Origin of the sequence: Pseudoalteromonas luteoviolacea (assembly GCF_000814765.1) — a bacterium.
GTDB classification, from domain to species: domain Bacteria; phylum Pseudomonadota; class Gammaproteobacteria; order Enterobacterales; family Alteromonadaceae; genus Pseudoalteromonas; species Pseudoalteromonas luteoviolacea_H.
This window is the reverse complement of record NZ_JWIC01000010.1, coordinates 877,567-900,031: the sequence shown is the minus strand read 5'-3', so window position 1 is coordinate 900,031 and position 22,465 is coordinate 877,567. Positions and strand designations below refer to the sequence as shown.

The 22,465-nt window shown below is 44.1% G+C and carries 21 protein-coding genes and 1 other RNA gene; 16 read left to right on the top strand and 6 right to left on the bottom strand.

Annotation, left to right across the window (positions count from 1 at the left end):
- Nucleotides 1-115 precede the first annotated feature (115 nt).
- Nucleotides 116-1,063: a D-2-hydroxyacid dehydrogenase gene (locus tag JF50_RS25560; protein WP_039612060.1), complete on the bottom strand. Its 948-nt coding sequence runs from the start codon at nucleotides 1,061-1,063 to the stop codon at nucleotides 116-118.
- Between the two features lie 290 nt (nucleotides 1,064-1,353).
- Here JF50_RS25560 and zntR point away from each other — a divergent pair, with 290 nt between their 5' ends.
- The 3 genes from zntR (at nucleotide 1,354) to JF50_RS25545 (ending at nucleotide 4,334) form a co-directional block, all read left to right on the top strand.
- Entirely contained in the window at nucleotides 1,354-1,770 is a 417-nt protein-coding gene (zntR, locus tag JF50_RS25555; RefSeq protein ID WP_039612059.1) for a Zn(2+)-responsive transcriptional regulator, read from the top strand.
- Entirely contained in the window at nucleotides 1,754-3,157 is a 1,404-nt protein-coding gene (locus JF50_RS25550) for an SO_0444 family Cu/Zn efflux transporter (protein ID WP_039612058.1), read from the top strand. The genes zntR and JF50_RS25550 overlap by 17 nt, the downstream gene beginning before the upstream one ends.
- A 79-nt stretch (nucleotides 3,158-3,236) precedes the next feature.
- Nucleotides 3,237-4,334 (top strand): 1-acyl-sn-glycerol-3-phosphate acyltransferase, encoded by a 1,098-nt coding sequence (locus tag JF50_RS25545; protein ID WP_039612057.1) that lies wholly within the window; start codon nucleotides 3,237-3,239, stop codon nucleotides 4,332-4,334.
- Nucleotides 4,335-4,432: 98 nt separating this feature from the next.
- On the opposite strand, the gene ssrS is transcribed toward JF50_RS25545, so the two are convergent.
- Nucleotides 4,433-4,615: non-coding RNA, 6S RNA (gene ssrS / locus JF50_RS26865), on the bottom strand.
- Between the two features lie 272 nt (nucleotides 4,616-4,887).
- Between ssrS and JF50_RS25540 the strand changes: the two genes are divergently transcribed.
- From JF50_RS25540 to JF50_RS25525, 4 genes are read left to right on the top strand one after another with little or no spacing between them, the layout of a single operon-like run.
- Nucleotides 4,888-5,451, top strand: coding sequence for a UPF0149 family protein (locus tag JF50_RS25540; protein WP_039612056.1), 564 nt, complete (start codon nucleotides 4,888-4,890; stop codon nucleotides 5,449-5,451).
- Nucleotides 5,452-5,453: 2 nt separating this feature from the next.
- Nucleotides 5,454-6,767 carry a Xaa-Pro aminopeptidase gene (pepP, locus tag JF50_RS25535; RefSeq protein ID WP_039612055.1) on the top strand — a complete coding sequence of 438 codons (1,314 nt, stop codon included), beginning with the start codon at nucleotides 5,454-5,456 and terminating at the stop codon, nucleotides 6,765-6,767.
- A 24-nt stretch (nucleotides 6,768-6,791) separates the two neighbouring features.
- A complete protein-coding gene (gene ubiH / locus JF50_RS25530) occupies nucleotides 6,792-7,970 on the top strand; it encodes a 2-octaprenyl-6-methoxyphenyl hydroxylase (RefSeq protein WP_039612054.1) in 1,179 nt (392 codons plus the stop codon).
- Nucleotides 7,971-7,981: 11 nt separating this feature from the next.
- On the top strand, nucleotides 7,982-9,148 hold the full coding sequence (locus tag JF50_RS25525; protein ID WP_039612053.1) for an FAD-dependent monooxygenase: 1,167 nt from the start codon (nucleotides 7,982-7,984) through the stop codon (nucleotides 9,146-9,148).
- 2 nt (nucleotides 9,149-9,150) lie between these two features.
- Here the strand turns inward: JF50_RS25525 and JF50_RS25520 are convergent, their stop codons facing one another.
- Nucleotides 9,151-9,996 (bottom strand): LysR family transcriptional regulator, encoded by an 846-nt coding sequence (locus tag JF50_RS25520; protein ID WP_039612052.1) that lies wholly within the window; start codon nucleotides 9,994-9,996, stop codon nucleotides 9,151-9,153.
- A gap of 129 nt (nucleotides 9,997-10,125) precedes the next feature.
- Between JF50_RS25520 and JF50_RS25515 the strand changes: the two genes are divergently transcribed.
- The 4 genes from JF50_RS25515 (at nucleotide 10,126) to gcvP (ending at nucleotide 15,425) form a co-directional block, all read left to right on the top strand.
- Nucleotides 10,126-10,698 carry a hypothetical protein gene (locus JF50_RS25515; protein ID WP_039612051.1) on the top strand — a complete coding sequence of 191 codons (573 nt, stop codon included), beginning with the start codon at nucleotides 10,126-10,128 and terminating at the stop codon, nucleotides 10,696-10,698.
- A gap of 115 nt (nucleotides 10,699-10,813) precedes the next feature.
- Nucleotides 10,814-11,896, top strand: a complete 1,083-nt coding sequence (gene gcvT, locus JF50_RS25510) for a glycine cleavage system aminomethyltransferase GcvT (RefSeq protein WP_039612050.1) — start codon at nucleotides 10,814-10,816, stop codon at nucleotides 11,894-11,896.
- 62 nt (nucleotides 11,897-11,958) lie between these two features.
- On the top strand, nucleotides 11,959-12,348 hold the full coding sequence (gcvH, locus tag JF50_RS25505; RefSeq protein WP_039612049.1) for a glycine cleavage system protein GcvH: 390 nt from the start codon (nucleotides 11,959-11,961) through the stop codon (nucleotides 12,346-12,348).
- Nucleotides 12,349-12,527: 179 nt separating this feature from the next.
- Entirely contained in the window at nucleotides 12,528-15,425 is a 2,898-nt protein-coding gene (gene gcvP / locus JF50_RS25500) for an aminomethyl-transferring glycine dehydrogenase (protein WP_039612048.1), read from the top strand.
- A 1,180-nt stretch (nucleotides 15,426-16,605) separates the two neighbouring features.
- On the opposite strand, the gene JF50_RS25490 is transcribed toward gcvP, so the two are convergent.
- Nucleotides 16,606-17,130 carry a hypothetical protein gene (locus tag JF50_RS25490; RefSeq protein WP_039612046.1) on the bottom strand — a complete coding sequence of 175 codons (525 nt, stop codon included), beginning with the start codon at nucleotides 17,128-17,130 and terminating at the stop codon, nucleotides 16,606-16,608.
- The gene (gene mobC, locus JF50_RS27950) at nucleotides 17,127-17,273 is read right to left on the bottom strand and encodes a plasmid mobilization relaxosome protein MobC (RefSeq protein ID WP_419177528.1); all 147 of its coding nucleotides are present in this window, start codon (nucleotides 17,271-17,273) and stop codon (nucleotides 17,127-17,129) included. The genes JF50_RS25490 and mobC overlap by 4 nt, the downstream gene beginning before the upstream one ends.
- A 583-nt stretch (nucleotides 17,274-17,856) precedes the next feature.
- Here mobC and JF50_RS26530 point away from each other — a divergent pair.
- The 5 genes from JF50_RS26530 (at nucleotide 17,857) to JF50_RS25460 (ending at nucleotide 21,721) form a co-directional block, all read left to right on the top strand.
- Nucleotides 17,857-18,153, top strand: a complete 297-nt coding sequence (locus JF50_RS26530; RefSeq protein ID WP_052262782.1) for a helix-turn-helix transcriptional regulator — start codon at nucleotides 17,857-17,859, stop codon at nucleotides 18,151-18,153.
- Nucleotides 18,146-18,685: a hypothetical protein gene (locus JF50_RS25475; protein WP_039612044.1), complete on the top strand. Its 540-nt coding sequence runs from the start codon at nucleotides 18,146-18,148 to the stop codon at nucleotides 18,683-18,685. The genes JF50_RS26530 and JF50_RS25475 overlap by 8 nt, the downstream gene beginning before the upstream one ends.
- Nucleotides 18,669-18,815, top strand: a complete 147-nt coding sequence (locus JF50_RS27300; RefSeq protein ID WP_160290512.1) for a hypothetical protein — start codon at nucleotides 18,669-18,671, stop codon at nucleotides 18,813-18,815. The genes JF50_RS25475 and JF50_RS27300 overlap by 17 nt, the downstream gene beginning before the upstream one ends.
- A gap of 1,158 nt (nucleotides 18,816-19,973) precedes the next feature.
- Nucleotides 19,974-20,969: a fatty acid desaturase gene (locus JF50_RS25465; protein ID WP_039612225.1), complete on the top strand. Its 996-nt coding sequence runs from the start codon at nucleotides 19,974-19,976 to the stop codon at nucleotides 20,967-20,969.
- A gap of 308 nt (nucleotides 20,970-21,277) precedes the next feature.
- Nucleotides 21,278-21,721, top strand: a complete 444-nt coding sequence (locus JF50_RS25460) for an acyl-CoA thioesterase (RefSeq protein ID WP_039612042.1) — start codon at nucleotides 21,278-21,280, stop codon at nucleotides 21,719-21,721.
- Between the two features lie 387 nt (nucleotides 21,722-22,108).
- Here JF50_RS25460 and JF50_RS25450 read toward each other — a convergent pair whose 3' ends face one another.
- Entirely contained in the window at nucleotides 22,109-22,423 is a 315-nt protein-coding gene (locus JF50_RS25450; RefSeq protein WP_039612040.1) for a hypothetical protein, read from the bottom strand.
- Between the last annotated feature and the right edge of the window lie 42 nt (nucleotides 22,424-22,465).

The following is a 22,465-nucleotide window of genomic DNA, read 5'->3' as shown; positions in this document are numbered from 1 at the left end:
TTTAAGGGTTTTATGGGAATACGTTTTATCACTAAAAAGTAATAATAATGAATAAAATGTGGTGGATAAAGCCACACGCTAGTTAGGTGGCTTTATCGAAGCGGGCACTGGGATGTTACACAACGCGGTTGTGTTGTCCTCCATTAAGGTAACTGGTGATGTTGTCTGCGATACCCTGAATTAAGCGAGTAATAGACTCATAGCTCGCCCATGCAGTGTGAGGTGTAAGCATTAAATTGTTGCCTTTATAAGTGATGAGCGGATTATCTGCGGTGGCAGGCTCAACAGAGAGCACATCAACACCCGCTGCAGCGATCTGCTTAGTGGCAAGTGCATCTGCCAAGGCTTGTTCATTTACTATACCACCACGTGCGGTATTAATTAAAATGGCGTGTTTGGGTAATAGTGCCAGTGTAGTGGCGTTAAACAGGTTTTCAGTTTGTGGCGTTAAGGGGCAATGTATGGAAACAATATCCGCTATTTGCATTGCGTCTTCAAAAGCCATTCGACCGCTGCGTGTCGCTTTACTGTTTGGGCGCTCCGCGATAATGACTTTCGCACCAAATGCCTCTGCCACTTTCGCAGTTGCTTGGCCAAGATTACCATACCCGACAATCACAAACTTTTTATCTGCAATGTCATTGATACTGTAGTCTAGACGGCAAAACATCGGACTTTTTTGCCAAGCGCCTTGCTGGGTATCTGCTGCGTACCGATGGATATTACTCATCAAATTACCAAGCAGTGTAAATGTATGCTGCACGACTGAAGGGGTAGAGTAACCAGCGACATTGGTGACCGCGATCCCAGCATCTTTTGCTGCAACTAAGTCGATATTATTAGTACCTGTTGCGGCGACGCAAATTAACTTCAACTCTGTTGCAACAGCAAAGTGTGCAGCCGATAGCTGTACTTTATTTGAGATAATAATATTGGCCTGTTGAATACGGGTGTCGACTTCGTTGGGGGCGGTGTGATCATAGGTGGTGACGGTCCCAAATGCATGAAGCGGAGAGAGGTCGACGCCAGCCAAAGTTGCGGCATCTAAAACAACAATATTCATATTTTTATCTCGTTATTGACTTTAGAGTAAACACCAAGGTTTATACTCTGTATTAGTGATGAATTTGACGAAACGGTGATGGTGGATTTTAGGTTCTTTTTTAGCACGGCAGATTAAAAGTATCTTTTTCACAACACCATTTGCAGAGTTCATTTGTGTACGTTCAGCAAATTTCGTGGGCCAGTGTATCACTTTTAGCGTTTAAATTTTATCTAATATGGCTGTGTGCAAACATGACGATATGTCAGTGTGCTGACGGGGTTGTACTTATCGGGTGGAAAGCAATGATAATGTTTCGAATTGGGCAGCTTGCCAAGCTGCTTAACGTGTCGACCGACACGTTAAGATACTATGAGCAGCAGGGATTATTAGCGGCCAGTGAAAGAAGTGCTGCGGGATATCGTCTATATGACGAACATGCAGTAGAAAGAATGCGCTTTATTGTGCGCGCAAAGGAAGTTGGGTTCAATCTCAAAGATATTCAAGAATTATTAAGTATCAAAATTGAAAAGCAAATGCACAGCTGTGAAGAGGTAAAAACACTCACATTGCAAAAACGAGATTGGGTAAGAGAAAAAATAGCGGAGTTGAGTATGTTTGAGCGTTCATTAACGTTATTGGCCAGCCAATGTTGTGGTGGTGATGAACCGGCGAATGCGTGCTCAATTTTGACAGCATTGGAGGATTTAGATGGCACTCATCAATAATTTTTGGGAGTTATTTGTCATTTCGGCACCTTGGTTAATGTTGGGATTATTGTTAGCTGGGCTACTGAATGTATTTATTCCAAAGGGCTTTTTACAGCGTCATTTAGGCAAAGAAGGGCTTTGGACCACGATTAAAGCAGCGTTGATTGGCGCGCCTATGCCGTTGTGTTCTTGTGGTGTTATTCCGGCAGCAATCGGGTTGAGACGCGCGGGGGGATCTAAAAGTGCCACGACCGCGTTTTTAGTGTCGACACCTGAAACAGGTGTGGACTCAATTTCTGTGTCTTATGCGCTGCTTGGGCCATTTATGGCGATTATCAGACCCATTGCTGCGGTGACCAGTGCCATCACAGCAGGGTTGCTAGTCGGTCGAGACAATCAAGATGAAGTAGATAAAAAGGCCTCAGAAAACCCTGCTGCCAATCAATCTAGTTGCTGTGCTAAAGCGCCTCAAGCAGCCGCTTCTTCATGCGCGACTCAGTCTAAGAATTTGGATGAGGATGATAATAAGGCTTCTTGCTGCGCTAAAGCGCCTCAAGTAGCCGCTTCTTCATGTACGACACAATCTAAGAGTTTAGATGAGGATGACAATACGGCTTCTTGCTGTGCTAAAGCCCCTCACGTAGCCGCTTCCTCATGTGCGACCCAGTCTGAAGATATGGATGAGGATGTAAATAATACTGCTTGCTGTAGTAAAGAGCCCGTCGCTGCACCAAAGCTTGAACGTGAACAAGCAAATTGCTGTGCATCTGAGAATAAAAAATTCGAGCCAGAAGTAAGCACTTGCTGTTCTTCCAAGCCTAAGCGTGAAAACAGTTTGCTGAGTAAGCTTTGGCAAGCCGTTAAATTTAGTTGTAACAAGCTGTTATCTGATACTATGGTTTGGCTTTTAATTGGTATATTCTTCGCGGCATTAGTCCAAACATTTGTGCCAACCGCATTTTTAGCACAATGGGGAGATGGCATTTTAGCCATGATAGTGGTTATCTTGATCAGTATTCCCATGTACATTTGTGCCACGGCATCGACGCCCATTGCCGCAGGTCTGTTGCTAGCTGGCGTGTCTCCTGGCGCCGTTTTGGTGTTTATGCTGGCGGGTCCGGCAACCAATGTGGCTACCATTGGTGTCGTCGCAAAAGAGCTTGGACGCCGCGCTGTTGTCGCCTATATCACGGCTGTCATTGGCGTTGCGATTGTGTTTGGTTTTTTAACAGATTACCTCGTCTCTCATTTTGGCTTTGAAGTGTCAGCCATGGCAGGACATGAACATCAACTGCTCCCAAGCTGGATGAGCCAGCTTATGGCGCTTGTGTTGGTGATACTTATGTTACGCTTGTTTGCAATGGATATTATGAAACGCCGAGCCGCCCAGTGTGGTCAGACTTGATATTCTTAGCATCCGAATAAAGAGCGAGATAGAATGAGCCGTTTTTTTGTCATACGCCTAGATCAGTAAGAGTAATTTAGTGGATAAATACGCAGATATCAGACCATATAATGATGATGAAGTGCCCGCAGCCCTAGAAAGGTTATTGGCCGATGAGCAATTTTTAGATGTGATTGCCGAGCATAACTTACCAAAGTGGCTTGCAGCCTTTTCTGCGATTAGCAGGCCTTTGGTAAAGGCAAAATTAAAGTCTAAATGGAAGACGGTTAATAATGTTGAGGCTGTACAAAATGAAGTGGCGCAATACCTATCTATGTTGGTTGAGCGTACCACGTCAAAAGTCACCTACTCGGGACTCGACCGTTTAGATAAAGACGCTGCGTATTTATTTATCTCAAATCATCGAGATATTGTACTCGATCCTGCATTAGTAAACTGGGGACTGCACCAGAATAACTTGCCAACGGTGCGTATCGCGATTGGCGATAACTTGTTGCAAGTACCCTATATCACGGAGCTGATGCGTTTAAATAAGAGCTTTATCGTTAAACGCTCAGCAAAAGCGCCAAAAGAAATGCTCAAGGCGCTATCTCAGTTGTCCGGTTACATCTATGATTCACTGCAGTCAGGTAATTCCATTTGGATTGCACAAAAAGAAGGTCGGGCAAAAGATGGTATTGATTATACAGATCCTGCCTTGCTGAAAATGTTGCAGTTGCAAGGTCGACGTTTGAAAGCGCCATTTGCTGATTATGTGCGCAAACTCAAAGTGGTGCCTGTTTCTATCTCTTATCAATATGAGCCATGTGCGTTAGCGAAAGCCAAAGAGCTTTACCATAAGCAGCAATTTGGTGAATATCAAAAAGAAGAGGGTGAAGACATCAAGAGTATCATTGATGGCTTTAGTGCAGACAAAGGAAACGTGCACGTTGCATTTGGTACGCCGATTGAGGATGACTTTGACACCCCTGAAGAGCTGGCGCAGATCATCGATAAGCAAATTATTGATAATTATTATCTGCATTCAAGCAATTATTTAGCGGCGGGTGATAAAACAAACAGCAGCAGTGAAGAAACAGCGCGTTTTAATCAAAGTATTGAGATGCTGCCAAATGAGCTAAAAGAGTTTGTCTTGTCTATGTATGCGCAGCCTGTGAAGCGAAAATCGACAATATAAGCGCGAATAGAACAAAAGATAATAAGCCCATGGGACTGTATTCTGTGGGTTTTTTATTTTTCGCAAAGAAATAAGTGGGCGGTTCGATAAGTATGAAAGGTGTCCCCGGCTGCGTGGATGCGGATATAAGTCCTTGAACCCTAAGGTTCAAGGCGGAAGGCAACAACCCACCGTAGGCTTCTCGGTACATGCCAAGCTTGCGCAAAAGTGGATAAACTGCATTCCTAAAAAAAGTTTATCGGCTCAGGGACATAATCCACGGTCCAGCGAGCTAGGGAACACCTTCAGTATATAAGACAACACCGAATGCTTAAACCTTAAAATGAAAAAATCTTGCTTATTTGCTGGCAAATTCACCTGCTGAGCATTGTCTGTGCAGGTTTTGCTTTTTTTCCATACACAGCAAATAACGACTTTATAAACTGAGTAAATCAATGTGACATGTTAGCCTCATTAAAGACGGGTTTTTTCCAGCAGAATAAGACAATGCATTGTAGTTGCTATACTTCGAGTGGTAGCATTAACCTTATCAAGTGAATGAGAATCAAGCCTTATGATCGAATTAAAAGATTACCAACAAGCCCAGTTATTACTCGAAAAACACGGCATCTTCGTCGCACCAGCAGAAGTGCATGGCACCATCAGCGGTATTTTAGCCTGTGGATTGAGTATTGATGACAAAGAATACTTAGGTTTACTCAGCGATGTATTTAATGATGGCCAAGCATTTGGCGTTGAACTCAAAGGGTTTTTAGCTGAGTTGTACAAGTTTGTGGTAGAGCGTTTTAATGATCCTGAACACACCTTTGAAGTGTACTTACCAAACGATGACGAAGCGCTTATCGATCAAGCCAATGCCTTAGTATCTTGGGTGTCAGGGTTTTTATTAGGGTTTGGTTTAAAGCAAAAAGATTATGGCAAGCTGTCAGCTGACGTCAAAGAAGTGATCAGCGACTTCAGTGAAATCACACGTCTTGATACGCATTTCGATGAGACTGAAGAAGATAAGCAGGCGTTCCATGAAGTGGTCGAATACATTCGAGTCTCTGCGTTATTATGTTTTGCGGAGATGGGCCGAGAGCAAGGCAATGGCGCGACATCAAACACAGTGCATTAATTATGATAAAAAATGAAGAGTTTGTAGCACGTCGTGCGCGACTGCTAAACAGCCTAGATAACAACTCGGTCGCTATCCTCCCTGCGGCGGCTGAAATTACCCGTAGCCGCGATACCGAGTTTCCATTTCGCCAAGACAGTGATTTCTTTTACTTAACTGGTTTTAAAGAGCCAGATGCTGTGCTTGTGCTGAGTAAAGACAAAGCTGGTAAGGGGCTGAGTACCTTGTTTTGTCGTAATAAAGATAAGCTGGCTGAAATTTGGCACGGTAGACGTGTTGGCTTTGAGCAAGCTAAAACCCGGTTTGCCATGGATGAAACCCATGCACTGACAGAGCTTGATGATGAACTATTAAGTTTAGTCAATGGCACTGCAACACTGTATTTTGGCCAAGGCACATATCCTAACTTTGATGATAAAGTGTGGGGCTTACTGAGTACGCTACGCGGCGCACCTAAAAAAGGCTATAAAGCCCCTGAAACCATCAAAGACATTCGTCCGCTCGTACATGAAATGCGCTTGTTTAAATCCGCAGACGAAATCGCTGTGATGCGCAAAGCAGCAAAGATCAGTGCGCAAGCGCATATTCGCGCGATGCAATTTGCTAAGGCTGATGCCACTGAGTATCAATTGGAAGCAGAAATTCATCACCACTACGCGATGAATGGGGCGAGATACCCGGCGTATGGCACCATTGTTGGTTCAGGCAATAACGCCAATATTTTACACTACACCGAAAATAGCGACGTATTAACACAGGGCGATTTGATCTTGATCGATTCAGGCTGTGAATTGGAAGGGTATGCTGCGGACATCACACGTACTTTCCCTGTCAGCGGACAGTTTAGTGAAGCACAAACAGAGATTTATAACCTGGTATTAAAATCCCAGCTGGCTGCGTTTGAAGAAGTGAAGCCTGGCGGTACATTAGTTAAAGCTAACAAGCAGGTTGTGCGTGTATTAACAGAAGGCTTGATTGAGCTTGGTATTCTCTCAGGTACCTTAGAAGAGTTGATAGAAACACAAGCGTGCAAAGCGTTTTATATGCACGGAGTGGGCCATTGGCTTGGTTTAGACGTACATGATGTCGGTGAATATAAACTGGACGAGGCAGATAGACCGTTTGAAGCGGGCATGGTGTTGACCATAGAGCCGGGTTTATATTTTGACGAAGATGCTGAAGTACCAGAAAAATACAAAGGTATTGGTGTGCGCATTGAGGATGATTTACTGATCACTCAAGATGGCCATGAAAACTTAACGGTTGATGTGCCAAAATCTATCACTGAGATTGAAGCACTGATGCAAAAAGCCTAACTGCAAGATTTGGGAGTATCAGGCTTGCAACAATTCGATGTTCTTATCGTTGGCGGCGGCATGGCGGGTGCCACTGCTGCCGTCAGTATAAAAAAACAAATTCCCGATTGCCGTATTGCGGTGGTAGAAGCGTTCGCTCCGAAAGCCAATAGCCACCCAAGCTTTGACGATCGCAGTATTGCTTTAGCTGAGCAATCAGTTGATTACCTGAGCAAACTGAATCTATTTAATAAAACATGGCCATTCGCTGAGCGGATCTCACAGGTCAATGTGTCTGACAGAGGACATTTTGGCAAAGCATCTATCACACCTGAGGAGTATCAGGTCGAAGCGCTTGGCTATGTGGTTGAGGTAAACCCGTACGGCCAGTTTTTACATCAGCAATTACAAAGCCAAGATATCACCTTGTTTTGTCCTGCAAAGGTAAAGTCTTTAACGCAGCACACTGAGCATGTTGAAGTTGAACTAGATACTGAGCAATCACCGGTGGTGCAAACAAAATTATTGGTGATAGCCGATGGTGCGCACTCGCCAACACGGAATCTATTAAACCTAGAGTTTGATAGTTTCCCTTATGAGCAAGGGGCATTAATTGCCAATGTGAAAGTGTCACCAGGCCATCAAGGACAAGCGTTTGAGCGCTTTACATCACAGGGGCCGATTGCGCTGTTGCCAATGAGTGAAGACCGTTTTTCTGTCGCATGGTGCATGAACAAAGATGCGTTGGAAGCGGTACTCGGGCTTGATGACAGCGCCTTTTTAGCGCGATTACAGCAAGAGTTTGGTTACCGTGGTGGTGTGTTTGAAGCCGTTGGTAAGCGTAGCCGCTATCCCTTAGTACATGGGCGGATCTCCAGTGTTATACACCACCGCGTGGTGGTCATTGGTAATGCGGCACATGCGATTCACCCCATTGCTGGGCAAGGCTTTAACTTGGGCATGCGCGATATTCAATGTTTAGTGTCGCAGCTACAAGCCTCGGATATCGCCACCTGGGGCGATCATGCATTTACGCAGGCGTATAAGGTCGCCAGAGATCATGACATCGGTCGAGTGATGACGCTCACTGACGGATTGGTCCGGTTGTTTTCGAATGAGTCCCGCAGTGTGGCGTTTGGACGCAGCTGCGGCCTGATGATGATAAGCCTGTTCCTTAACTTAAAAGCCCCATTAGCCAGACAGCTAATGGGTCGAGTGCAATAAAAGGAGCTCTCATGCAGCAAGTGCAAGTATGTATTGTTGGCGGTGGCTGTGTTGGTTTAACGTTGGCACTTGGGCTGGCACAGCAAGACGTGTCTGTCATGGTATTAGATGCGGGTAATGCGCCGAAGCCTTTGTCAGAGGATTATAGCATGCGCGTTAGCGCAATTAGTTTGGCTAGTCAGCAGTTATTTGAGTCACTTGATGTGTGGCAAGATATCTTTGCCAGCCGCGCTACGCCTTATACCGCGATGGATGTCAGAGATGCAGATAGCTTTGGTAAAATCGCCTTTGACGCGCAGTCTTTACAGTTACCACAACTTGGCCACATTATCGAAAACGATGGGATCCGCTTCGCGCTCTACAATAAATTGCAGACCTTTGACAATGTCACTTTGGCATTTGAAAGCCGTTATCAGACCATCCACCAAACAGAGACAGATGTGTTGATAACGATGGACTCAGGTATGCCCGTGATGAGTAAGTTGCTGGTGGCAGCAGATGGTGCTAATTCGGGTGTTCGCAGGTTGTTTGATATGCCACTGAGCTTTTGGGATTATGACCACCATGCCATTGTGGCGACGGTGAGCACTGATTGCGCACATCAGCATACCGCCCGTCAGGTGTTTTTACCCACTGGGCCATTGGCATTTTTACCACTGGCTGAAGAAAATATGCACTCTATCGTGTGGTCTACCTCCCCTGAGCATGCTGAGCAATTGATGGCGCAAAGCCCCTGTGAGTTTAATAAATCATTGTCCGCTGCCATTGATATGCAGTGTGGGTTGTGTGAAGTGCAAAGTGAGCGAGCGGTATTTCCATTGACCATGCGTTATGCCCAGCAGTGGCTCAAAGGCCGTGTGGTGTTAATGGGCGATGCGGCGCACACCATTCACCCACTGGCAGGGCTTGGCATGAATTTAGGCCTAAAGGATGCGGCGCATCTGATCACCGCGCTGGGTGAGCAAAGCCAAGAATTCGCCGCGCATAAAGTGCTGAGAGAGTATGAGCGAGCACGCAAGCTTGATGCGCAAAAGCATATTGCCATGATGCAGGGCTTAAAAGATTTATTTGAGGGGGCACATCCGGCTAAAAAGCTGATCCGTGGGTTAGGATTGAGCCTAGTGGATAACTTAGGCCCAATCAAAAGCTTGTTTGTAAAGCAGGCTGTTGGACAATAGCGCTACGCTAATCGTAGCGCGATAAACTCAGCGAGTTTGTTGACTGCATGGGCAGACTCCTGAGTATTTTTGATTAAGCTGATCCCAATTTCCCCTAGCTTTGGCAGATCCGGTGTATGTTCTTGATAGGTCAGCTCACTGGGCACGGTATTTTTTGCCAGCACAGTGATCCCCAGCCCTTCTTTGAGCGCGGCAGTTAACCCGGTTAAATCGGCATTGCTGTAGACGATGCGAAAAGGACGTCCGCTTTGCTGTAGCGCTTCGATGGCTCGACGACGGTAAATACAGCCCTCTGGTGCAGTCACTAATGTAATCATTTCTTTTTTCGCCAGGCTTAAGTCTCCAACCCAGACCAATTGGTCACGCATAAAGATAGGGTGACTAACAGACTCGAGTTCTTCGTTTAGTGCTAATACCAAGTCAAATTGATCTTGTCTCGACACTGACAGTAAATGCTTACTGAGTCTGGATTTAACTTCAAGCGCAACATCAGGGTAAAGAGAAACAAAGTCGCCAATAATAGCGGGTAAAATGCGTGCGGCAAATTCACTGGGGATCCCAAGGCGTACACGTCCTGTGACACTTTCTGACGTAAATTGCTGCAAAATGGCATCATTGTATTGCAGCATTTGCTTTGCTTGGGGCAGTAGCAACTCGCCATACTGATTAAGTACTTGGCGCTGACCTTGCTTTTTAAACAGTTTACAGCCAAGCAAATCTTCTAAGCGACGGATCTGTAAACTCACCGCGGGTTGCGATAAGCCCAGTAGTTCGCCTGCTTTTGCAAAACCTCCGACCTCTACAACCGTGACGAGTGTGCGTAGGCCATCAATTGATAAGTTCTTCATATTTAAAAAAGCTATTTATAAAACTCGAATACATTAATATTATTTATCAATTGATAAATAATTACAATTTGTTGTTGCCATTCACCCCCCCTATACTTTTGTCCATCTTCATTTCACTTAGGTGGTTGTATGACGTTTTCTCCAATAATTTTTGCCAAGCATCGTCAAGGGACGATACCTGCTGAAAATGCTTACTGTGCATTGGTCGGTCAGGTGGTATTAGATTTTAGTGGTTTTGAGACAACACCTTTTCTAAATCAAGAGCTTGGTATTAATTTAAACAAGTTAATTGCACCGGGTTTAGGCATTCAAGGGTCGTTTGCAAATGGCCATCGTTATGCAGTTTATTACTTTAGTGAAACCGCTTATCGCTTCATTTTGGACCAAGACGCAGCACAGACGTTGCAAGCGCTGGTTGACCAACATGAGCAAGACTATGACATCGAATTGATGCGCCGTGATGATTTGGCTATTTCTCAACTCAGTGGCACGGCGGCATTTGAGTCATTGTTAACCCATTTTTCGCTCACACCGGGCTTAGGTATTTCTGATCTGCAAGCTTGCTATGGCAAGCAAAGTGGTGATGTGTTCATCACCACACTATTGCAAGATGGTGTGCAGCAGCATCAACTCATCGCACAGCCAGAGCCACTATCACTATGGCAAAAGAAACTGGGCGATGCAGGTTTTTGCATTAACTAATTCCGTGCATTTGAGCTGATTATCAGCTCATGATTAACCCCATCGAGACTATGTGCTCGATTATATGTGAGCAACTTAAATTGCTTACATAAACCAAAAAAAGTGAAGGACAAGTATGACTTCTAAAACTGTACTACATGCTAAGCACCTAGAAGCTGGCGCTAAAATGGTTGATTTCCACGGTTGGGAAATGCCAATCAACTATGGCTCACAAATCGAAGAGCACCACGCAGTGCGTCAAGATGCTGGTATGTTCGACGTATCTCACATGACCATTGTTGATGTAAAAGGTGCTGACGCACAGGCGTTTTTACGCAAGCTAGTGGCAAACGATGTTGCTAAGCTAACAGTTGCAGGTAAAGCACTTTACACAGGCATGTTGAATGAGCAAGGCGGCGTAATTGACGACCTTATCATCTACTTCTTCACAGAAACAGATTATCGTTTAGTTGTTAACTCAGCAACGCGTGAAAAAGATCTTGCGCACATTGGCGCAGTTGCAGCTGATTTTGACGTGACAGTGACTGAGCGTCCAGAGTACGCGATGATTGCCGTTCAAGGTCCAAATGCAAAAGAAAAAACAGCGACAATCTTAAATGACGAACAGCGTGCTGCGGTTGAAGGTATGAAGCCATTCTTTGGTGCGCAAGCTGGAAAACTGTTTATTGCAACAACAGGTTATACTGGTGAAGCTGGCTATGAGATTGTTGTGCATAACGACGATGCCGCTGAGCTTTGGCAGCAATTACTAGACGCAGGTGTGCGTCCGGCTGGCTTAGGTGCACGTGATACGCTACGTTTAGAAGCGGGCATGAACTTGTACGGCTCTGATATGGATGAAACAGTATCTCCACTGGCTGCTAACATGGCTTGGACCATTGCTTGGGAACCAGAAGATCGTGACTTCATCGGCCGTAAAGTTGTCGAGCAACAACGTGCTGACAAGAGCACTGATAAGCTAGTTGGCTTGGTGCTTGAGAGCAAAGGTGTTTTACGCGGTGGTTCTAAAGTTATCGTAGAAGGTGGCGAAGGTGTTATCACTTCTGGTACATTCTCTCCGACTTTAGGTTTTAGCGTAGCATTGGCACGTGTACCTCGTTCAACTGGGGAAACGGCACAAGTTGAAATGCGCAAAAAGCTGGTAGACGTTAAAGTAGTGAAGCCTTGCTTCGTACGCAACGGTAAGTCAGTGATCTAAAATCATTGTAACGAGTAGAATTATGGGCGGTTGCCCAATTAAAACGACCAAAGGAACAAAAAATGAGCAACATTCCTAGCGAGTTAAAATACGCATCTTCACACGAATGGGTTCGCGCTGAAGGCGACGGTGTATTCACTGTAGGTATTACTGAGCATGCACAAGAACTTCTAGGCGACATGGTATTTGTTGACCTACCTGACGTGGATGACGAAGTAGATGCTGGCGAAGACTGTGCAGTTGCTGAGTCTGTAAAAGCGGCTTCTGATATCTACGCACCAATCACTGGTACTATCGTTGAAATCAACGAAGAGCTAGAAGACTCTCCTGAGTCAGTGAACAACGACCCATACGGTGACGGTTGGTTATTCAAAGTGAAGGCATCTGACGAGTCTGAGCTTGAAAACCTACTTGACGCTGAAGGTTACCAAAATTCAATCGACGAAGACTAATTCGTTGAATGACTAAAAGCCCCATTTTTTGGGGCTTTTGTTGTTAAATCAAACCGCTTTGGTTTGGTTTACTCTCAAAGCATTATTTGTGACTGCGTTACCAAGGCCTTTGTCTGGCAACATTGCTAGGCATCAATGCAGGAACACCCATTTTATTTGGATCATAGGAATCTGGACTAATGTCAAACGCCAAATCTCTTGAACAGTTAGAGCAAAAGCAAGACTTTATTCGTCGCCATATCGGCCCGAATGCCGCACAAGTAAGCGAAATGCTTGCTGAGCTTGGAGTATCAAGTGTTGAAGAGCTGATCGGTCAAACGGTACCTGACTCTATTCGTTTAGAAACAGGTCTTAAGATTGGTGAAAGCCGTACAGAAGTTGAAACGCTGAGCTACCTAAAGTCAGTAGCTGGTCAAAACAAAGTATTTAAATCATACATTGGCCAAGGTTATCACCCAACACACGTACCTAATGTCATTTTACGTAATGTGTTAGAAAACCCAGGTTGGTACACAGCGTATACGCCTTATCAGCCAGAGATCGCACAGGGGCGTTTGGAGTCTCTTCTTAACTTCCAAACTCTAACTATGGATGTTACAGGCCTAGACTTGGCTAGTGCATCTTTGCTTGATGAGTCTACCGCAGCGGCAGAGGCAATGGCCCTAGCTAAGCGTGTAGCAAAAGCGAAAAAAGCAAATACATTCTTCATCGCAGATGACGTACACACTCAAACAATTGACGTAGTAAGCACTCGTGCTGAACAGTTTGGTTTTGACGTAGTTGTCGCACCTGCAAGCGACGTGGTAAACCACGAGATCTTCGGTGCACTATTCCAGTACCCGTCAACATCAGGTGAAGTGGTTGACGTCACCGACCTAATCGCACAAGTACAAGACAAAAAAGCGATTGCCTGTGTTGCTGCAGACATCATGAGCTTAATGCTATTGAAAGCACCGGGTAAACTAGGTGCAGACGTGGTACTTGGTTCGGCACAGCGCTTTGGTGTACCTATGGGTTACGGTGGTCCACACGCAGCCTTCTTCGCAACACGCGACAAGTACAAGCGTTCACTACCTGGTCGTATCATTGGTGTTTCTAAAGACCGTTTAGGTAACGATGCACTGCGTATGGCGATGCAGACGCGTGAGCAGCATATCCGTCGTGAAAAAGCGAACTCAAACATTTGTACAGCGCAAGTATTGCTAGCTAACATGGCTGCATTCTACGCGGTGTACCACGGTCCTCAAGGTCTTAAAACTATTGCACAGCGCATCAACCGCTTTGCAAGCATCTTGGCGACTGGCCTTAAGTCAAAAGGCGTTGCACTGAAGCACGACACTTGGTTTGATACCATCACGGTTGTGGCTGAAGACGCAGATAAAAACGCGGTCGTTGCACGTGCCGTTGCAAACGAAGTGAACTTTGCAATTAACCACGCAGGTGAGTACTCAATCGCACTAAATGAGACAACGACACGCGCTGACATCACAGAATTATTCGACATCATCCTTGGCGAAGGCCACGGTCTTGATGTGGCTGCGCTTGACGCAGAGGTTGCGGCAAACGACATCACAGGTATCCCAGCAAGCTTGGTACGTGATGACGAGATCCTAACCCATCCAAACTTTAATGAGTATCACAGCGAAACTGAAATGCTGCGTTACATCAAGCGTTTAGAGAACAAAGATTTAGCATTGAACCACTCAATGATCTCTTTGGGCTCTTGTACTATGAAGCTAAACGCGACAGCGGAGATGATCCCAGTAACCTGGCCTGAATTCGCTGAGCTTCACCCATTCTGTCCACTTGAGCAAGCACAAGGTTATCAAACTATGATGACTGAGCTGCACGACTGGCTTGTAGATATCACAGGCTACGATGCCGTATCACTACAGCCAAACTCAGGTGCACAAGGCGAATACGCGGGTCTTATCGCGATTCGTAAATACCATGAATCACGTGGCGACGCGCACCGTAATGTCTGTTTGATCCCAAGCTCTGCGCACGGTACTAACCCTGCGTCAGCGCAAATGGCAAGCATGAAAGTTGTGGTTGTTGGTTGTGATGATAAAGGTAACATCGACCTTGACGACTTACGCACTAAAGCGGAAGAAGTGTCTGAGAACCTATCTTGTATCATGGTTACTTACCCGTCTACACACGGTGTATACGAAGAGACTATCCGTGAAGTATGTGACATTGTTCACCAGCACGGCGGTCAAGTATACATGGACGGCGCGAACATGAACGCGCAAGTAGGTGTAACAAGCCCAGGCTTCATCGGCTCTGACGTATCGCACTTAAACCTACACAAAACATTCTGTATCCCACACGGTGGTGGCGGTCCTGGTGTTGGTCCTATCGGTGTTAAATCGCACCTTGCGCCATTTATGCCTAACCACAGCATCATCAATGTTGCGGGCACAACAGAAGGCAACGGCGCGGTATCTGCTGCACCTTATGGCTCAGCGGCGATTTTACCTATCTCATGGGCATACATTGCGATGATGGGCAGCGAAGGTCTTAAGCAAGCGACTGAAATTGCGATTGTTAACGCGAACTACCTAACGGCGAAACTAGCGGAGCACTACCCTGTGCTATATCGCGGCCGTAACGACCGTGTTGCGCACGAGTGTATCGTTGACTTACGTCCACTTAAAGAAGCATCTGGTATCACTGAAATGGATGTAGCGAAGCGTCTTATGGACTATGGCTTCCACGCACCAACAATGTCATTCCCAGTTGCAGGCACACTGATGATTGAGCCGACTGAATCTGAGTCTAAGGTTGAAATCGACCGCTTTATCGAAGCGATGATCTCAATTCGTAAAGAGATTGCAAAGGTTGAGTCTGGTGAGTGGTCAGTAGAGAACAACCCGCTTGTATTTGCACCGCACACACAAGCTGACGTATTAGGAAACGAGTGGGAGCGTGCATATGACCGTTTTTACGCGGCATTCCCTGTACCTGCTGTTGCAAAAGACAAGTTCTGGCCAACGGTAACGCGTATCGATGACGTATACGGTGACCGTAACCTGATCTGTTCATGTCCAGCTGTTGAGACATATGCAGAGTAATTGATATCTGATTGTCGGGAGAAACCCTGACATGGATTTTGATTTGAAAACCGCCTTTTTAGGCGGTTTTTTTGTGAGTGGGTTTTGGGTTCAGTTGCAATCCGACTCTCGTCATCCTGACGGAGGTCAGGAGCCATTTTGCAGAGGTGCTGGGTCCAGTTGTTATTTCACCTTCGTCATCCTGACGAATGTCAGGGCTTATTTTGCAGGGGTTTTGGGTTCAGTTGCAATCTTGCCCTCGTCATCCTGACGAACGTCAGGAGCCATTTTGCAGAGGTGCTGGTTCAGCTGCAATCCTACCCTCGTCATCCGGACGAACGTCAAAACCATTTTGTAGAGATGCTGGGTTCAGCTGTAATTTGCAGAGGTGCTGGTTCAGCTGCAATCCTACCCTCGTCATCCGGACGAACGTCAAAACCATTTTGTAGAGATGCTGGGTTCAGCTGTAATTTGCAGAGGTGCTGGTTCAGCTGCAATCCTACCCTCGTCATCCGGACGAACGTCAAAACCATTTTGTAGAGATGCTGGGTTCAGCTGTAATCTTGCTTTCGTCACCCTGACGAAGGTCAGGAGCCATTTTGCAGAGGTGCTGGGTTCAGCTGCAATCTCGCCCTCGTCACCCTGACGAAGGTCAGGAACCATTTTGCAGAGGTGTTAGGTTCAACTGTAATCTCGCTTTCGTCATCCTGACGAACGTCAGGATCCATTTTTCTGAACAAGTAGTTTTAATCTGCATTTGTCGGTAATAGCAGCCTCCAATTAAACATTTTGTCGCGTTGGCGACGACAACCAAAGAGGGGCTGACGCTGGACCCTCTCTGGACTCTCCCAGCGCCCCCTATCACGCTTAATCTTCAAAACGCGATTGATGTGAACGTAACCGCCATGTATTCGCCATCCTTGGCGAAGTCATGGCTTGGCTCGCATCCATGCGAGCGCATTACTCATCAATTGCTTATTTTCAGGCGTGATAGAAGGGGAAGAGGAGTTGTCTGTGTGTTTGTTTGCTTGTGTAACTCCCCCATAAACTGAAACAGTCCATAAGTAGAGTTTCTATCAATATAAGAAGGAAATTTTACGATGCGAAAAAGTAAATTCACTGAAACACAGATCGTCGGCATGATCTTCTCTTTCTTCTCAAGCCGCCCTCCTTTGCGCTTTACTTCACCGGCTTTGTTTGACTACTTTTGTCTCTTTTGCTCACGAGTAGCGTTAATGAGAATGTCTTGTTCAAGCTCTGGATATGTTTCTATCACATATTGCTCGGTCGCCTTTTTAACTCGATCAAATTCATATTTGGTGAGCCGTTGATTCGTGGGCGAGTCAATTTCATTACTGCTTATCATCAAGTGAAAATGCACGTTGTTGCTTTTTTCATCATGCATATAGCCAGTGACCAAATTGTGCTTACACCGCATTTGGGCATACCGCTGAACAATATCAAAGAGCCTCTGCTTTTCCTGCTCAAGAGTTAACTGTGATGATTTAGTAATCGAAATTATTTCATGAAACAAGTAATTTCCATTTCTTCGGGCCTTTAGTCTTTGAGCATTTGCAGAACACTCCGCGATAATATCTTTGTCTTTACGCGCATAAATATTCTGTGAGAAAAAATCATATTGGCTACTTTGTGAAGAACCTTTCTTCATGTAGTGGTACAGCTGTGAAAAGCTTCTACTTTTACGGCTCATCGATTTGATAATCATGAGTCGACTTTCTGAGCAACGTAGCCTTTAATAACATCTTCAAGGCGTTTAAGCTCCATGAGTAAAGCATTCTCATCAACCATTACTTTGAGCGTATTTGAGCGATGTGCGATTTGATTTACATTATTAGCTATATTACGAATGAGATAGGTAAGCTCTTTATGTATTCCGGCGCTAATGCAGGGTTTTTTCCAAGCTTTTGTTGGACAAGATGACCTACAAATGAGGTTGGTTTCATTTCCATTTTTTCAGCTAAATATTCTACTTTTCGAAAATCAGCAGGCAAAGGCTGATGCTAATTCGCTTCCTTTGATCTACGTAGTTTTTGAAATACTCTCGCCGCTTTTGATCCATAAGCTTTCATTCCAATCCAAATATGTTGGGTTTTTAGGGGAAAATCCCCTAAGCAAGAGAGCAAGTATTGGTTACCAACTTGCAATCTTGCTACTCCTCTCAGCATAAACTCTTTAATAAACTATCTCATCAACTTTAAAACATAAAATTAACAACTCGACATGTGTAATATATTCGCTCTTAGCTTAAGCATCACTCATTAATTACTAGGGAAATACATAGTTTCATACAGTTATATATTTCTATAAAACACGTCCCTAATAAATACTTTCATAAAATGATAAATAACCATTAATTTCGTTAACAAAGGGTTGTAACAAAAATATTGTGCTGATAACTTCTGATTATGGGATAAGGAGAAGGTACAAATGCGTGACTAACAGTACAAGAAGGATCAAAACGAATAACTTTAAGCTGTACGTTCAACGTTCGGTTAGAAAAATGAGACAGGAAAGAAAGTGGACGCAAGAACAATTAGCGAAAAAGCTAGGCGTTGATCAAGCAAGTATTAGTAATTATGAATCGGGCAAAACAGAAATGTCTTGCACCCAACTTTTTGAGCTTTTTTTAATTTTTGGTAAGGACCTATCAGTCCAGTTTGATTTCAAATCTTCCACAGCCTCAACCAAAGATGAAAAGCCTAACATAGGAACAAATGAGCATGAATGAATTATATTCTATCTTTGAATTTGCACCAATCAGCGTAATTCTTTTTGGTTTATTACTTAGTTGGCATGTACCTACAGCTCGATGGTTTTTAATTAGTTATGCTATTGTCGAAATTATTGACCTTATGATTTTACCAATTTCGATTCAGTGGAACACCCACTATTATGCTTTTGATATCTTCATGGCACTTGTATTTATTTTGCCTATTGTTTACCGTAGAGAAGTAGCTTTGTTTTTGCACTCAAAAACAGGTAATGGATATTTTCGCATAGTTTATGAACGTCAGAGTTTGTCAGCTCAGGAGTGCGGAATAATACTCGTAATGGTTTTGACATGTATTGTAAACTTCGTCACATGGATTGAAGTGTTATCCTATAAGTACGACTTTATCGTCAATGCCCCATTTAAACTGTATTTTAGGGACAATATCATTTTGCTACTTCACATCATAATGTGTGGTGCAATACTAACTTATGCTCTAAAAGCACAAGAACGCGAACAGGAATTTTTACAAAATGAGACAACTGAATAAATGTGAGCTTTCACGAGTGGTAGGTATGGGGATTATTTCTCCAGATCTACCTGAGAAACAAAACTCTGCACAACCAGTTGATGAAAAGTCACTGAAAAAAATTAAAGAGTCACTTACAAGCGCCATTTAAGGCGCTTTTTATTATGTATATTTTCATGTTAGTAGCTTTAGTTCCAACCATCACTTAAGTAGTAGAAATGCACAACGATCACCTTTAAGAAATCAGAGAAAAAATCTTCACACACCTTCTCAGTGGTACGGAAATTCGTGATTTGGTTCTCAATTCACATCTAATAATAGAAGAATTGATCGATCTTCTTAACGAGAAAATCATTAGAAATCAAGCTCCATACAAAAAGGCCAAGTTCACATTCAACCACAAACTTTGTCTATTAGAGGCTTTATATAACGATGACATTGAATCTTGGGTCTATCACTCGTGTAGGCAGTTAAATAGTTTAAGAAATACCTACGCACATATTCTTGAGCCAGATAAAAGTGAAGAGAAAATTAGAGCTTTCCTCAATGTGTCTTATCGCTGCAACGTAAAGTTAGAGGAAGAAATAGTCCAGCACCTCAGGCGGCTTAAGCAAAGTGATTCAAAAAACCTTTGTCTTATTGAAATACAACAAAGGCATTACGACAGCACTAAACGTTTTCCGCTAGCACTAAGAGAGTTAGTAAATAATCTACTGGTAATATTGGAGTAGTTAGAGCATCATTGATATTAAGCTAACTCAGACCAAGTCTGGTTTCCATATACTTCACAGACAATACTGCATTACAACCTGAGAACCCCAATACTGAAAGTGCAAAACGTGGTAAAAACACCACTCTCTCAAAGCTCTAAATAATCTCTGGAGCGCTTTGACCTGTCTGAAATGCTGCATTGTACTGTGAGATTCCCGCGTGAATAGCAGTATAACTCCCCCATAAACTGAAACAGTCCATAAGTACAATTTCTATCAATATAAGAATGAAATTTTACGATGTGAAAAAGTTAGTTCACCGAAACACGGCTAGTCGGCATGATTAAAGAAGCTGAATCGGGTGTACCTGTACCATGGCGTTGGTAAAAGTACATTTTACAAGTGGTGTTCTAAATATGGTGGGGTGGAAGCCTCGATGTGAAGCGTTTGAAAGAGCTTGAAGATGAAAATCGCAAGCTCAAAGGCATGTTTGCAACTCTCAGTTTAATACACACAAATCAAAGGGGTCAGAGTCATTTGATCCCACCCCCCCCCATTTAATGTATCATCCTGATATCAACCATTTAGCACAGCTATCCATGTCAAAATTAACTGCGAAGCAGAACATCAATGTAATCGTGACGGCGATAAAAGCCGAAGAGGCATCACTTAGGGCGCGTTACCCTATTCTTAAATGGCAAAACGGTATTGCCATGGTCATTTTGCTGTTGTCATTGTGTGCATTCATTGGCGTTGCGGCGCTGTATTATGTGGCGGCGATACCGGCGTGGGTGTGCATTATTTTAGTGGCTTTGATCACCTCCATTGCCCATGAGCTTGAACATGATTTGCTCCATAAGCAGTATTTTAGTCAGCGCCCGTTTGTACATAATTTTATGATGTTATGCGTGTGGTTGATGCGGCCAAATACGGTGAACCCTTGGTATCGCAGGAAGACACATCTGCACCATCATAAAGTGTCGGGGACTTCGCAGGATTTAGAAGAACGTTTGGTGGGCAATGGCATTCAATCGCCTTTTTTACGGTCTGTGGTGATCCTTGATGGCCTTTTAGGGCTGCTTATAAATTCACAGCGCTTTAGTAAAGAAATTCGTGGCTTTAAGTTTTTTCGGGTCTTTAATGCAGGTGCGCCGCTGGCGACGGCTTACTTTGGGGTTTTGTATGGGGTGATAGCTTATTATGTGCTGCAATTTGTGATGCCATTCACATTACCTGCATGGGGGTCAGAGCTACTGGCGGTGGCTGAGTTTTTAATGGTGGTACTGATTTTACCCAATATGATTCGATCAGCGTCGCTGAACCTGCTCACTTCTTCCATGCATTATTATGGTGGTGTGACGAATGTATTAGAGCAAACCCATGTGATCACTAGCCGCTGGTTTTTACCGTTTCAATTATTTTGCTTTGATTTTGGTCGCACACATACCATTCATCATTTTGTGCCAAATCAGCCCTTTTATATTCGACAAGTGATCAGTCAAAAAATACGCCCAGTGATGGCAAAACATGGTGTTCGCTTTGATGATTTACATAGTTTAAAGCATGCAAATAGGTATTTGGAGAAGGGAGAGTGATTGGGGCTGGGGAGGTTAGGTGGGCTGTGGTTAAAATGGCTCACTTCACCTTGCGCAAAAGTAATCTTGCTCCGTTCGCAGTAATAACCTTTTTTCAACAAGACCGTTTAAAGTAGTGAGTGTGGTTAAAATGGCTCATTTCACCTTGCGCAAAGAGAATGTTCTCGCTTCGCTCGTAGTCATAAACCCTTTGCACTAATTCACCTTGCGCAAAGAGAATGCCCTCGCTTCGCTCGCAGTCATCACCTTGCAGCTGGTACGATGAGTTGCTACTCTCGAATTAAATAATCATAATTTGAGGCAAGATCATGCAGGAGTTTTTCGAAAAGTTTGCGGTTAACACGAAAATTAATGTGGTTTGGGGTGAAATGGATGCGTTGGGACATGTGAATAACGTGTCGTACTTTCGTTATTTTGAAACCGCGCGAATTGATTTTTTAAAGCAAACCGGGTTGCTCTCTATTTTATCTGAGCCCAGTCATAGTCCTGTTCTGCGTGATACCTACGCGCAATATAAACGACCCGTTACCTTCCCTGATACTCTGTATATTGGCTCATACATCACTGACATCAAAGAAGATCGTTTCACTATGCGCTACGAGGCATTTAGTGAGTCGCAGCAAGCAGTCTGCACAACGGGATATGCCACTGTGGTGATGTTTAATATGAAAACAGGGAAAAAAGCGGCCATTCCAGAAGATATGCTTGCGATTTTGAAGCAATACGAGATGGAATCTAAGGTAGCAGAATAATGTGATCTCGTTTTTTGTAATCAGCAAGCCCTTTTAAGGAGTAAGGGGCTATTTGTGAGACCAGAGCAATGAATATGAAAAAGCGTTTGCTTTGGTTTTTTGGTATGAATTGAGAGTGGTTAAAATGGCTCACTTCACCTTGCGCAAAGAGAATGTCCTCGCTGCACTCGTAGTCATAAACCCTTTGCACGTATTCACCTTGCGCAAAAGTAACCTTGCTTCGCAAGATGTATTTTGCACTTATTCACCCTGCGCAAAGAGCATGTCCTCACTGCGCTCGTAGTCATAACTCCTGTTCAATAAGACCATTTAAAGTAGTGAAGGTGGTTAAAATAGCTCATTTCACCTTGCGCAAAAGTAATCTTGCTTCGCAAGATGTATTTTGCACTAATGCACAGTAATCGGATGGTCATTGACGACTAAAGATTGACCGTTCTTTTGAGCGCGCTGAAAGCTCGATATTAAAACATCATTGGACAAGGTATTGATGTCGTCAACTTCCTCAACCATACAAAATGTGATGGAGTCCCACCCTAAATTTTTAATAAAGTTTTTAAGGGTATGGATATTCTCTTCGTAGTTTTTATCGGTGGTGAGTAGACCGATAGAGTGTTTATTGCCGAGTTTGTATTTACTTTGATCTGTGGTCGAGTATTTTGCGTAGCCGCTCAAAACATACACGGTATTTGTGCTTTCATTCATGGTGGTGACATCACTCAATAGCAAGTTTGTACTTAGTAAATT

What these genes read in the sequence shown, in the direction of transcription:
- JF50_RS25550 (WP_039612058.1), top strand. Translation starts at nt 1,754, where the DNA reads ATGGCACTCATCAATAATTTTTGGGAGTTATTTGTCATTTCGGCACCT.
- JF50_RS25450 (WP_039612040.1), bottom strand. Translation starts at nt 22,423, where the DNA reads ATGAATGAAAGCACAAATACCGTGTATGTTTTGAGCGGCTACGCAAAA.
- JF50_RS25475 (WP_039612044.1), top strand. Translation starts at nt 18,146, where the DNA reads ATGAATGAATTATATTCTATCTTTGAATTTGCACCAATCAGCGTAATT.
- zntR (WP_039612059.1), top strand. Translation starts at nt 1,354, where the DNA reads ATGTTTCGAATTGGGCAGCTTGCCAAGCTGCTTAACGTGTCGACCGAC.
- JF50_RS27300 (WP_160290512.1), top strand. Translation starts at nt 18,669, where the DNA reads ATGAGACAACTGAATAAATGTGAGCTTTCACGAGTGGTAGGTATGGGG.
- gcvP (WP_039612048.1), top strand. Translation starts at nt 12,528, where the DNA reads ATGTCAAACGCCAAATCTCTTGAACAGTTAGAGCAAAAGCAAGACTTT.
- JF50_RS25460 (WP_039612042.1), top strand. Translation starts at nt 21,278, where the DNA reads ATGCAGGAGTTTTTCGAAAAGTTTGCGGTTAACACGAAAATTAATGTG.
- JF50_RS25490 (WP_039612046.1), bottom strand. Translation starts at nt 17,130, where the DNA reads ATGATTATCAAATCGATGAGCCGTAAAAGTAGAAGCTTTTCACAGCTG.
- JF50_RS25465 (WP_039612225.1), top strand. Translation starts at nt 19,974, where the DNA reads ATGTCAAAATTAACTGCGAAGCAGAACATCAATGTAATCGTGACGGCG.
- gcvH (WP_039612049.1), top strand. Translation starts at nt 11,959, where the DNA reads ATGAGCAACATTCCTAGCGAGTTAAAATACGCATCTTCACACGAATGG.
- pepP (WP_039612055.1), top strand. Translation starts at nt 5,454, where the DNA reads ATGATAAAAAATGAAGAGTTTGTAGCACGTCGTGCGCGACTGCTAAAC.
- JF50_RS25560 (WP_039612060.1), bottom strand. Translation starts at nt 1,063, where the DNA reads ATGAATATTGTTGTTTTAGATGCCGCAACTTTGGCTGGCGTCGACCTC.
- JF50_RS25540 (WP_039612056.1), top strand. Translation starts at nt 4,888, where the DNA reads ATGATCGAATTAAAAGATTACCAACAAGCCCAGTTATTACTCGAAAAA.
- JF50_RS25515 (WP_039612051.1), top strand. Translation starts at nt 10,126, where the DNA reads ATGACGTTTTCTCCAATAATTTTTGCCAAGCATCGTCAAGGGACGATA.
- JF50_RS25520 (WP_039612052.1), bottom strand. Translation starts at nt 9,996, where the DNA reads ATGAAGAACTTATCAATTGATGGCCTACGCACACTCGTCACGGTTGTA.
- JF50_RS25525 (WP_039612053.1), top strand. Translation starts at nt 7,982, where the DNA reads ATGCAGCAAGTGCAAGTATGTATTGTTGGCGGTGGCTGTGTTGGTTTA.
- gcvT (WP_039612050.1), top strand. Translation starts at nt 10,814, where the DNA reads ATGACTTCTAAAACTGTACTACATGCTAAGCACCTAGAAGCTGGCGCT.